Genomic DNA, 10,997 nt, shown 5'->3' with positions numbered 1-10,997 from the left:
CAGGAGAAAGGCTCTGCACCAGCAGAACCTGGGTGTCGCCGGGGAGGCGGCTGATGAAGCGAGCCATGCTGGTGCGCGGCTGGACACTGGTCACGGACCAGGTTGCGGTGTCCGCCAGTTGTTGACGCCGACCGCGGCCAGCGCAATGACCAGCAGCGCGGCCAGCGCAAGGCGGCCATACGGATCGAGCGGCCGCGCCACAGAGGCTCCACAGGTAAACGCTTGCCTGCGCGGGCCAGGATGACGACTGCGGGCAGGACGATGCCCAGGTGAACCTGGATTGGGCGGGTCATTAGTGGAGAACGCCGCCCAGACCAGCTGGCCGCGAACCAAGTCATGAGCAGGAAGGAGCGCGCATCACGCAGACGCGAGCGCCAGGCCCAGGCCCAGCGTCGCAGCGCGGCGGTCAGCCAGCCGAGCATGGGCCGGGAAAGGCAAACTGCGGGCTGGTGTCGCTGCAGAGGTGAAAGGTGAGAAGTGCGTTTGATCTGGCGCACGGAGCAGGGCCGGCAGGGTGGAGACGCCGTATTTGTTGAGCAGATGTTCGTAGACGATGGGGTTGGTGAGGGTGACGGTCCCGGTGCGGCCCATGATTACGTCGAACTGACGTAGGGCATAGCCCAGCATGGGGCCAAAGGCCGGCAGGGCGTAAAGACAAGGGCCAGCCAGGTGACAAGCCACTGGCGCTGATCTGTGGCGCTGCCAGATCAGCAGCCACAGAAACAGCAGCGGAGGCGACTAAAGTGACGCGCGCGCCGTAATAGACCAGCGGGCTGAGGCTGGAACAGGATGCCGGCCAGCGCAAAACCAGACGTCGGGGCCCGTACGCAAGCCGCTAAGAGGCAGGCGCAGAGCAGCGGACGATGAGCAGGGGCGCGCTGGGGATGACGATGCAGCTCAGGTGGTTGTGGGTAGCTGATGGTCAGCAGGGCGGTAGCCAACAGCCCGACGCGGCGATCGGCCAGCCACGCCCCAGCCAGAAGATGGCAGGAATGGTGCGGTACCGATGAGCACGGGAGCCGAGGACTAGCCCGTAGAGGTCCCGTCCGGAACAGGCGCGAGAGGGCGGAGAGCAGCGTAGAAGAACTGGGAACTGAAGAGCGCTGATGCCGATCCAGGCGCGGCTGGCCGATCAAGGCGAGGGCTTCACGCCCGACGACGGTGATGTCGCCGTCAATGTTGCCGGGGATGGCGGTCAGGTAGCGGGCACGCAGGGCAAAGGCCGCGGCCGCCATGAGGGCCGAAGGCCCATTCCCACCAGGTGTCAGACGGCAGGGCGGCGAGGCGGTCCGGGCGTGCGCGCATGGGCAGATAGGAGGCGAGGAACAGGAGCGGACCCCCGAACAGCCACAAGGCGCGCACTGCCAGGCTCTCGTCGCTGAGATAGAGCGCCAGGCCGGCCAGGTAGCCCAGCAGGCCAGGGCCAGGCTCAACGCGGCCAGGTGAAGCCAGGCCGAGGTGCGGCGGGCGCGGCGGTTCAGGCCAGGCAGGCGCGCGCGGTTCGGCGCGCGGCCGCCAGGGCAACAGGAGCTGGCGGCGGCCAGCAGGCCATAGGCCAGGAGATGGGCCGTCTCGACGCGAAGGCGTCAACCAGGGGAGGGCGAAAGGCGTCTGGAGTGAGCAGGATTGGGCCAAAGTCAGCGCCAGGGCGCCCAACGCCCCGGCGCGGTGATTCAATGCAAGGGTTTTGTCATCCCAGAGGTGCGCCGGTACCATTGCCTGCCTCACGGATGGCCTGGGCCACGGGACCGGTAGGAGGAGCATGTCGGCCACAAAGAAGACGATCAGCGACAGAATGGCAATGCGGTAGCTGCCGGTAAATTGCAGGCTGAGTGCCAAACAGGAGCGGGCCGAGCCAACAGGTGCCGCGTGCGTCTGACCTCGTAGAGGTTGAAGTATTCGGCCTCCTGGCCGGATGGGATCGCGTGGGAGAAGAGCGAGCGACTGAGGACCTGGCTGCCGCCAAGAACCACCGCGATGACGGCGCGACCGCAAAAAGCCGGCGGCATCTTCGGCCTTGAGCACGCGTAGGTGTAGATGACGACGCCTGTCCAGATGACGAGGTTGCCAAAGATAGCGCGCCAGGCCCACATAGGGGAAATGCGGCCGAAGATGGCCGCGCCAAAAAGGCGATGAACTGCACCATCAGAATGACCGCGTCAGGTATCAATGGACAGTTTCAATTCTTCCTGCCCGAACTGGGATGAGGGCGATGACGGTCTGGATACCGTCGTTGCAGAGCAGATAAGCGATCAGGAAGAGCATGGTTTGCGGATAGCAGGAGCCTGGTCAGGGGGCGCGCAGTTGCTTGAAACCGGCGGTCGTAACGTTCGCCGGCGGGTAAGCGGCGCCGCGGCCACGCTTCAGCATGCGGATGGGAATCAGGGTAAAGAGCGCCCCCATGCGCCGGCCGACAGCAGGGCTGCGCACCGCCATCGCGGTATCCAGACCGAAGTCTGCGGCCTTTGGAAACGGTGACCAGATTGAGGGCCGGGAGCAGACCGCCGCCGAGGTAGCTGGTGGCAAGGCCCATGGGCCGAGACATTTCGCGGCGGTCGGCGCTGGCAATTCCCGGCAAGTAGGCGTTATAGAAAACGATGGAAGCGCCAAAGCCCGGGTTACTGATCAGAAAGAGCAGGCCGCCCAGGAGGTAGTTGCTGCCTTGCAGAAAATACGCACATCGTGGCGATGGCGCCGATGTAGGCAAGAGGGTGAGCATCTGCTTTTTCAGATGCGAGTAGTCGGCGATGGCGCGAAGAATGGGCAGAAAAACGACCTGTAATAGGACGGAAAGAGAAACCATGTAGGGAAGAAGGAGCCGAGCCTACTGATGCCGAGAGGGTAGACAAAGCCATTGGCGTCTGCGGCTGCCCTGGTGATGGAGGTCAACACGCGCCCAAGAAGACGGTGACAACGGTGGTGGAAAAGGCCGAATTGGCCTAATCGTAAAAATACCAGGCGCGAATCTCACGCTTGTCGTTCATGGGGGCTCCTTCTGTCTCACGGACTTTCGACGGAATCTGTTCAGGCGTGGTGGATGCCCGGCGTCATCCAGGGCGATCCTCAGATGCCAGGTTCATCAAAACCGATGCAGTATGGGCAACGAATCATGGGCAACGGGTGCGTATTGTACACGGTGACAGGCAATGGGTCAATTGTGGGGGTAGCCATCCTGTTTCACAATGGGACGCTTTGTGATACAATGACAGCCACTCGCTACAGCCAATGGCGCCTGGGCCGCCATCATGAGGAAGATAGCATGAGTGATTCATCAACCAGCGCTTACTGCAAGGATTGCAGAACCTCTACGCGCAGGGATTCAGAGCGCCTTTATTGACCGTGCAATCCAGCAGGTGATTGCCACCGAAGCGGACAACACCGAGGCCGAGTTGCGGCGTCTACGACAAAAACTGGAACAATACGACAGCGCTACTACATGACCTCGGCCGATTTCTACAGCCGCTTTCGCACCAGTGAATTGGGCGGACATTGATGCCGTCGAATGGAGTATCTTCTACGACCTCTACCAGGGCGTGCAAAAACGCCTGCACGAACTGCACACCCTATTGTAAGACCCTCAGCGGCAGGCGACAGGCGCCTGATCGGGCGGCGTGTTGGCGGCCAGGCAAGACTGCCATGCCGTCACCAGTGTGGCCGTGTCCGTCACGTCCAGGAAACCATCGCAGTTCGCGTCGTACGAATATGCCGAACGTCCGATGAGATGCGCAACCAGCATGATGTCCACAATATCCACGCTGCCGGAGCGGTCAACATCCTGGTAAGCGCCGGGGCAGAAGGGATCCGATAGCTCGCTGGTATTGCCATTGCGGTCGGTTGCCGTCGCCACCATGGGCCACCAAAGATTCGCTGCCTGCACCGGCTCCAAGAGCACACTGGTGATGTTTTGCGCGACATTGAACGTGTAGCTGGTGGCGCCCAGGTAGGACAGCGCCTGCCCGGAAGTCATGCTATCGCCCGGTAGAACTCGACCGTGATCGGGTAGGGAGGCGTAAATGACCGCCGAATCTCCCGGTAGCTGATCAATATCGGCTCATACTGCGCCAGTACGCCGGGATCAGGGTCAGTGAACAGCACCGTCGCGATGGATGGGTAATTCTGCCGCCGATTTGGCCCCAGGTCGGGATCGCCCTCATCATTGGGCGTGAGACCATCGCCGCCCAGGTCAATGGCGCGACCAGGCCCATTGACCACGATGTTGCCCGACAGCCGGTTGCCGAGCGTCTCCTCGCCGGTCACGACGATGCCTTCCTGGCTGTTGAAGCGCACAACGTTGCCCGGCCAGATGATCAGACTGCCCGCGGTGTCGCCAACCTGGTTGTCGTGCGCGCCCTCTTCGATGACGATCCCATGCTGCTGTTGACTGCCGGTGAGCGGCGTCGTGCCGCTTCTGGCCGGCCCAATCAGGTTAGCCAAAATGAGATTGTGGCTGGCTGTCGCGCCCGTGATGCGCACCCCGGCCTGATCGTTACCGCTGACCTGGTTAGCCTGGCCCAAACGCCCCACCTGGTTATCGCTCGCCCCTTCGATCACGATCCCATCGGCCTGCGCGCTGCCAAAGATGATGCTCTGACCGCTGGCCGCCGGCCCAATCGTGTTGTTCATCACCTGGGTCCGGCTCGACCCCGGTCCGAGATAGATGCCGGCCTGCCGATTACCGCTGATCAGGTTGCTGCTGCCTGTCAGTTGTGACGCAGCATCCAGGCTGGCAGTCACGCCAATGCGATTCTCCTGCGCGCCGTCGCCAATCCACACGCCAATCTGCTGCTCCTGACCATCGGGCAGGATGCTGCCGCTTGCGCTGGGGCCAATGCTGTTACCGATGATGATGTTGCGGTCGCTGCCGGCGCCGGTGATGATGATACCGGCGCTGAGGTTGCTGCTGATCAGGTTGCGGTCGGCCGGGCATCGTCCCGCCGATCTGGTTGTCGGCCGCGCCGTTCTCAATGGCGATGCCCACTTGCTGCTGCGGCGCCGCTGATGCCGTTGGCCGCCACGCCGATGAAGTTGCCGGTCAACAGATTGGCGCTGCCCTGGATGATGACGCCCTGGTTGGTGAACTGCGTGAGGACAAGCCCGTTGATGCGATTGTTGTCACTGGCCAGGATCAGTCCGTCAGGCAGTTGGTCGTTTCCGCTCAGCGTGATCGTGAGCAGCGCGTCGATGGGGCTGGAGAGCGCGGCCGTGTTGACACGGGCGCCCGGCGGTCGTGCCGTCAATCCACAGGCCCGCGGGTCGGTCAAGGCCGGCAGCGGGGAGGTGAGGACGATGACGCCCGCGACCAGGAAGCCAATGGCATGTGGTCCTGAGCAGGCGTTGGCCTCCTCCAGCGCAGCGCGCAGGGTGCAGCCGGCGTCCGTCGTGGCGCACAGACAATCGCCCACGTTGGCATCGGCGCTGTCGCCCAGGTTGGTGACCGCAAATGCGTTCTGACTGAGCGCGGTGGCCTGACTGAATTCGCTGGTGTTGCCAGAGGCATCGGTCACCGTCGCCACGATGAGGTCGGTGTCATTGGGAATGACGGCGGCCGGGAAACGCTGCGTGATCGTGGTCTGGGTACTCTCATAGAGCAGGCTGCCCACCCATGCCTGACCCGCGGCCACCTGGCCCAGCACAGCGCTGGCCTCGGCCCGATAGAAATCAATCATCAGCGGATATTGCGTGTGCTCTGGGCTGCTGTCCACGAAGATATCGAGCTGTATCTGGTTGATGAGCGCGCTGATGTTGCCGATGAGCGGCCGGTTCTGCAGGCTATTGGGGCCGCTATCGCCATCGCCGGGGTCATCGGGCGTGATGCCATCCGCGCCCAAATCAAGCCCGGGCGCGGCCGGCGGCAACAGAGAAGGGCCATTATCCGCCAGATTATTGCGCCGCACCCGGTTGTAGGGACTGTTGCCCTCGATGGTTACCGCGGTCAGGGTGTGGTAGGCGATGCGATTGGACGCCGCTGCATCTGCGCCGCTGCCAATCTCATTGCTGGTCGCGCCATCGCTCAGACGCACGCCCACTGCCTGGACGCTGCCGGGCAGGGGACCTCCGGCCGCGGCCGGCCCGATCGTGTTGGCCCACACCCGGTTCCGAAAGGCGCCGCTGCCGGTGATGCGCACGCCGTTGGCGCGGTTACCGCTGATCAGATTGGCCTGCACCAGGTTATTACTGGCGCTGGTGTTGATCCACACGCCGTCGCTCTGGACACTGCCGGCCAGGAGCGCCTCTCCGCCGGCGGCTGGCCCGATGATGTTGCCTCGCACCAGGTTGCCGCCCGCGCTGTCCGAAAGCACCACGCCCGCCACGCTGTTGCCGGAGATGACGTTGTCAAGCACCAGGTTGTCATAGGCGATATTGGTGAGGTGAACTCCGTACAGTTGCTGGCTGTCGGTCAGCACCGACGCGCCATCCAACGCCGGGCCGATCAGGTTGCCCTGTACGGTGTTGGTCAGCGCCAGGTTGCCCTCGATGCGCACGCCGGCAAAGCGGTTGCCGCTGATGACATTGCGGTCCGCGGGCAGCGTGCCGCCAATCACATTTTGCTTGGCGAGCGCGCGCACGTTGACGCCCGCGCGTTGAAAACTGGAGACATGACTGCCATCGGCTGCCAGGCCCAGGAAATTGCCGGCGATGAGGTTTTCGCGACCGCCGGCGATGACAATGCCGTTGTAGTAGGGCGCGCCCACGTTGGCATCGAAGCCGTAGATCGCCAGCCCCCGCACCACGTTGTGGTGGCTGGTGACGGTCAGGCCGTCGAAGGCAAGATCGCGACCATCCAGCGCCACCGTCACGCTGGCGTTGAACGTACCGGTCAACGGGGCCGTGTTGGGGCTGGCGCCGGGCGCGCTGTAGCCATCAATCGTGACGCCGCCGCTGCTGTCGCTCAGCGCCGGCAGGAGTAATAGGGCGCAATCGTGCCGCTGATGGCAAACTGGATCAGGTCAGCGCCAGGGCAGGCATTGGCCGTTTGCAGCGCGGCGCAGCGAGCAGAGATTATCGTCGGTGGCGCACAGACAGTCGTTCGCGTTCGTATCGGCCCCGTCATCCAGCGTGTTGACGCTGATGGGGCTGTTGGCGGGGAGGTTGCTGCGGGTTGAGGCGCCGGCAGCCACGGCCAGTCCAAGCAGTGCCAGCGCGACTAGCGCGCTCGTCAGCACAAGCATCCGTCGAGGGTGCAGAATCAAGCCAGAACGATTCACCACCAACCTCCTGCTCAGCGCGTGGCGCTGATGTCAATTTCCCAATGCCCTGGCCGGCGTATCGTCCCCTGGTCGTGGACCTCTTCGCCCGCATAGTGGCCGTAGCAGGCCAGTTGCTTGAAAAAGATGGCGTCGTGCTGGTCCAGGTAGGTGTTGACACGGGCCACAATGCCATCCAGGCCCGCGCTGGTGAAACTGCTGCGCAGATCGAGCAGCCATTTGCCCTTCATGACCTGCACTTCGTTTTCGATCGGGCGGTTGACGCGCTGCTTGGGCATCAGGAAGAGGTCAACCACGGTCAGCAGGTGGTACGATTGGCGCAGGTTATCGCGGATGACCAGGCCAGACTGGGGCGCGTAGGCCAGCACTTTACGCGCGGCCAGATCATCCAGAACAAAGAGATGCTCCTGGGGCACGGTCGAAACCGGCCAGTTCTGCATGTTGAGCGGCTGGCGTTTCTCTTTGGCATCGAAGAAGAAACGTCGGCCCTGCTGGCGGTTGCCAAACGCGAAGTCCAGACGGGAAAAGGACCTGCAATTGTCCTCGAAGGCCATGTTCTGGCTGCGGAAATAGGCTTTGACTTCCTGTTCCAATGAGATCATGCTCGTCACCCTTGGCCATGATTAGACCTTATCGGGAATAACGGCGTGCCATTACATGTAGTAGCACAATAAGAAGCCGTGTAACGGCATCCCTCCGCCGCCCTTGAATCGTCCCAACTGCTGGGGCGTACACGCCATTTCAACGCACAAGGTCTTTGGGACTTCCCGTGACGAGTCCCTACCCGTAGTGGTGCGCGACCGCCTGTAAGGGCACGAGGGCGTAGCCCTCATGCCCTCTATTGTACTCCAAATGGGCGAGAAGACAAGAGCCACTCAAGGGCGGAAGGGCGGAAAACGTCATTTGACAATTGCAAGGGGGTGGGCGTATACTGAGAGCAGTGACAGGGCCACGAAGCGGTCCGCACCTGGCGGGACGACGTGGTGTTCCCTGGACGATTTGCTACGCAAGTGCTGACCTGTCAGATGAAATCAAAACATCGGAGAACACTGCAAGCTGTCTTCGAGGATCCAGTCCGCGCCAATATCCCCTGGGACGACATCGAAAGCTTATTGATTGCCTGCGGGGCCGAGATCAGCGAGGGACGAGGTTCCAGAATACGTATTGCTTTGTATGGCGCCCGCGCCGTGTTTCATCGCCCTCATCCGCAAAAGGAAACCGATAAGGGAGCCGTGGTCTCCATGCGCCGTTTTCTGACCGAAGCAGGAGTAAGGCCATGATGGAATACAAAGGGTATCTTTCTCATGTTGAGTTTGATGATGAGGCGAACATATTTCATGGGGAAGTTATAAACATTCGAGATGTCGTCACGTTTCAAGGGAAATCCGTAGAGGAGTTGCGTCCGGCCTTCGAGGAATCGATAGAGGATTATTTGGCATTTTGTGCCGAACGTGGGGAGGAACCTGATCGGCCTTTTTCGGGTTGGTTTACCGTCCGTTTGTCTCCGGAGCAACATCGCAAGGTTGTTCTGGCCGCTGAGAAGTCAGGGCGCGATGTGGGCAAATGGGTAGCTGAGGTTCTTGCTCGTGCGGCTGAGGTAGATGTACGGGAGCGCATTTACGCCTGACGAAGGCTGCATCAAACGGCGCTCATTTGTCTTGTGTGACGAAGTAAGGTTTTACTCGTCATTCACACTGAGGGCGAAGTCACCGAAGAAACTTTGATTATTCGTATTATTAGTTGCCGAAAAGCGACGACTTCGGAGCGGAGAACCTATGAACAAGGAGAAGACTGAACAAGTAAGGGCAGAAGAGCCCGATATGCTGCCCGAATACGACTTCAGTGACAAGAAAGGCGTGCGTGGCAAGTATTATCGCGCCTACCGGCAAGGGCATACGGTCAGGATTTACAGAGCCGATGGAACGGTAAGCATTCGGTACTTCACACTGGAAGACGGTGCGGTTATGATAGACCCGGATGTGCGCCAGTATTTTCCGAACTCTAACGCCGTAAATACCGCCCTACGTTCTTTGATTGCCTTGGCGCCAGTCGGGCCTGTCAAAGGCGAGGCTGTTGCCAAATCGCGCAGACTGTAACAGGCCAGTGTGGGCCTTGCATCCGCGGCGCTTCACGCGAGCGCAGCAAGAGCGACAACTGACGTCAGACGTCAGGTAGTCGGGTGGATCGAAAGCTGCGCAGGCCGGTTGTTGATAGATGTTGACAGGGGCGCAGAAGGGTTGTATACTGCATTTAGTGACAGTGCCATGAAGGGTTCCGCGCCTGGCGGGACCGGTGGGTCTCCCTGAACGATTTGCTACGCAAGTGCTGAGCTGTCAGAGTCTGATTCCATAGAATGATGAACCGCGTCGCTGGCGCGGGTAGATGAATAGGTCAAGCCTCAGCGGGGGATGTTGTCATGTTGACGGTGAATCGAGTGGACTGCGGACGCCGAGAGGGCCTTTGTTGAGGACATGAGTGTAGATCATGGTGGTTTTCACGTCTTTGTGGCCGAGGAGTTCCTGCACCGTACGAATGTCGTAGCCTCCTTCGAGGAGGTGGGTGGCGAAGGAATGGCGGAAGGTGTGGCAACTGGCCAGTTTGGCGATGCCGCTGGCCTTGACGGCTTCGCGCACGGCGCGCTGCAGCGTGGAATCATCGGCATGGTGGCGGCGGGTCTGGCCGCTGCGAGGGTCAACGCTCCGCTTGGAAGCCGGGAAGACGTACTGCCAGGCCCACTCTTTGCTGGCGTTCGGGTATTTGCGTTCGAGGGCATCGGGTAGATAGACGGCGCCAAAGCCTGCCTTGAGATCGGCCTGGTGAAGGGACTGGATATGGCGCAGATGCTCGTGTAAGAGCGGGATGAGCTGCTCTGGCAGCAGGGTGACGCGGTCTTCGTTGCCTTTGGTGTCGCGCAAGACGATGTGGTGTTGGCCGAAGTCAATGTCCTTGACGCGCAGGCGCAGACATTCGAGCAAGCGCATTCCGGCGCCGTAGAGGAGTTTCGCCTGCAGACGGGCGGTGGGGTCATGGATGTGTTCGAGGACGCGTTGGACCTCGGCCCTGGTGAGAACGACGGGCAGACGTTTATCCTGGCGGGCGCGCAGGGCGTTGATGCCGGTCAGTTCGATGTGCAGCACCTGGTGATAGAGGAAGAGGACGGCCTGCATGGCTACGTTTTGGGTGCTGGCCGCGACGTGACCTTCGACAGCGAGGTGAGAGAGGAAGGCTTCGACCTCGGCGGCGCCCAGGTCACGGGGATGGGGAATGACGCCGTCGGGCCTCTTGTTGAAGAGGATGAAGCGGGTCATCCAGTGGATGTAGGTCTGTTCGGTGCGGTACGAGTAATGTTTGATGCGCATGATGTGGCGCGCCTGATCGAGCAGTTTGGGTTCAGTCATAGGAGGGCACCCCCAGGTTCAGAAGAGCAGTACGACGATGAGATGTTAAGTATACCGTAGGGCGAGTGATAACTCAAATTTGAGTCATTTCGTCCGCAACGTCTCAATTTTGAGATTGAATAAGTAGTTGGGCGGGTCTGCCGGAGGCCGGAGATTGAGCCGGTTGGCGGGAGGCTGGGGGGGGGGAATGGAGGGGGGGGGGGGGGGGGCGCGGCGGGGCCGGGTTGGCGACCGGAGACCAGAGACCGGTTGGCGTTGGGCAACCCTTCGACGGCCGTTCACGGACAGTCGGCTGGAATGGAAGGGGTCGCTGGTTTGCCCAGGCTCGTCCGGTCAGGCTCTGCTGGCGGCAGCGCTGCCCAACATTCCGTGCAGCCGACCGGGGAGGATCTGG

General features: G+C 61.5%; 11 protein-coding genes and 1 pseudogene. 4 read left to right on the top strand and 8 right to left on the bottom strand.

Translation table 11 applies throughout. From position 1 onward, the window contains the following. Positions 1–357: 357 nt before the first annotated feature. Both IPM84_25425 and IPM84_25420 read right to left on the bottom strand, forming a co-directional pair. Positions 358–681 (bottom strand): hypothetical protein, encoded by a 324-nt coding sequence (locus tag IPM84_25425; protein ID MBK9096035.1) that lies wholly within the window; start codon positions 679–681, stop codon positions 358–360. 1,071 nt (positions 682–1,752) lie between these two features. After that, a pseudogene (locus IPM84_25420) lies at positions 1,753–2,984 on the bottom strand (MFS transporter). A 279-nt stretch (positions 2,985–3,263) separates the two neighbouring features. Between IPM84_25420 and IPM84_25415 the strand changes: the two are divergent. Continuing rightward, positions 3,264–3,440: a hypothetical protein gene (locus IPM84_25415; GenBank protein MBK9096034.1), complete on the top strand. Its 177-nt coding sequence runs from the start codon at positions 3,264–3,266 to the stop codon at positions 3,438–3,440. A gap of 137 nt (positions 3,441–3,577) precedes the next feature. Here IPM84_25415 and IPM84_25410 read toward each other — a convergent pair whose 3' ends face one another. The 5 genes from IPM84_25410 to IPM84_25390 all read right to left on the bottom strand — a co-directional run bounded on the left by IPM84_25410 (position 3,578) and on the right by IPM84_25390 (position 7,807). Continuing rightward, positions 3,578–3,967, bottom strand: a complete 390-nt coding sequence (locus tag IPM84_25410; GenBank protein MBK9096033.1) for a hypothetical protein — start codon at positions 3,965–3,967, stop codon at positions 3,578–3,580. Then, the gene (locus tag IPM84_25405; GenBank protein ID MBK9096032.1) at positions 3,964–4,965 is read right to left on the bottom strand and encodes a hypothetical protein; all 1,002 of its coding nucleotides are present in this window, start codon (positions 4,963–4,965) and stop codon (positions 3,964–3,966) included. Before IPM84_25405 ends, IPM84_25410 begins: the two co-directional genes overlap by 4 nt. Further along, the gene (locus tag IPM84_25400; GenBank protein ID MBK9096031.1) at positions 4,962–6,821 is read right to left on the bottom strand and encodes a right-handed parallel beta-helix repeat-containing protein; all 1,860 of its coding nucleotides are present in this window, start codon (positions 6,819–6,821) and stop codon (positions 4,962–4,964) included. Before IPM84_25400 ends, IPM84_25405 begins: the two co-directional genes overlap by 4 nt. 126 nt (positions 6,822–6,947) lie before the next feature. Next, positions 6,948–7,205, bottom strand: a complete 258-nt coding sequence (locus IPM84_25395; GenBank protein MBK9096030.1) for a hypothetical protein — start codon at positions 7,203–7,205, stop codon at positions 6,948–6,950. 14 nt (positions 7,206–7,219) lie between these two features. Continuing rightward, a complete protein-coding gene (locus tag IPM84_25390) occupies positions 7,220–7,807 on the bottom strand; it encodes a hypothetical protein (protein MBK9096029.1) in 588 nt (195 codons plus the stop codon). A 423-nt stretch (positions 7,808–8,230) separates the two neighbouring features. Here IPM84_25390 and IPM84_25385 point away from each other — a divergent pair, with 423 nt between their 5' ends. From IPM84_25385 to IPM84_25375, 3 genes are all read left to right on the top strand, one after another. Continuing rightward, entirely contained in the window at positions 8,231–8,485 is a 255-nt protein-coding gene (locus IPM84_25385) for a type II toxin-antitoxin system HicA family toxin (GenBank protein MBK9096028.1), read from the top strand. Beyond that, positions 8,482–8,832 (top strand): type II toxin-antitoxin system HicB family antitoxin, encoded by a 351-nt coding sequence (locus IPM84_25380; GenBank protein ID MBK9096027.1) that lies wholly within the window; start codon positions 8,482–8,484, stop codon positions 8,830–8,832. The genes IPM84_25385 and IPM84_25380 overlap by 4 nt, the downstream gene beginning before the upstream one ends. A gap of 148 nt (positions 8,833–8,980) precedes the next feature. Next, entirely contained in the window at positions 8,981–9,301 is a 321-nt protein-coding gene (locus tag IPM84_25375; protein MBK9096026.1) for a hypothetical protein, read from the top strand. Between the two features lie 318 nt (positions 9,302–9,619). Here IPM84_25375 and IPM84_25370 read toward each other — a convergent pair whose 3' ends face one another. Continuing rightward, positions 9,620–10,603: an integron integrase gene (locus IPM84_25370; GenBank protein ID MBK9096025.1), complete on the bottom strand. Its 984-nt coding sequence runs from the start codon at positions 10,601–10,603 to the stop codon at positions 9,620–9,622. Positions 10,604–10,997 lie beyond the last annotated feature (394 nt).

This window comes from Candidatus Amarolinea dominans, assembly GCA_016719785.1.
GTDB classification, from domain to species: domain Bacteria; phylum Chloroflexota; class Anaerolineae; order SSC4; family Amarolineaceae; genus Amarolinea; species Amarolinea dominans.
Note: the sequence above shows the minus strand (reverse complement) of the source record. Positions and strands in the feature narration are given on the sequence as shown.

Bases quoted from the DNA above. Each gene is read 5' to 3' on its own strand.
- IPM84_25410 (MBK9096033.1), bottom strand. From the start codon at position 3,967: ATGACTTCCGGGCAGGCGCTGTCCTACCTGGGCGCCACCAGCTACACG.
- IPM84_25390 (MBK9096029.1), bottom strand. From the start codon at position 7,807: ATGATCTCATTGGAACAGGAAGTCAAAGCCTATTTCCGCAGCCAGAAC.
- IPM84_25385 (MBK9096028.1), top strand. From the start codon at position 8,231: ATGAAATCAAAACATCGGAGAACACTGCAAGCTGTCTTCGAGGATCCA.
- IPM84_25380 (MBK9096027.1), top strand. From the start codon at position 8,482: ATGATGGAATACAAAGGGTATCTTTCTCATGTTGAGTTTGATGATGAG.
- IPM84_25375 (MBK9096026.1), top strand. From the start codon at position 8,981: ATGAACAAGGAGAAGACTGAACAAGTAAGGGCAGAAGAGCCCGATATG.
- IPM84_25370 (MBK9096025.1), bottom strand. From the start codon at position 10,603: ATGACTGAACCCAAACTGCTCGATCAGGCGCGCCACATCATGCGCATC.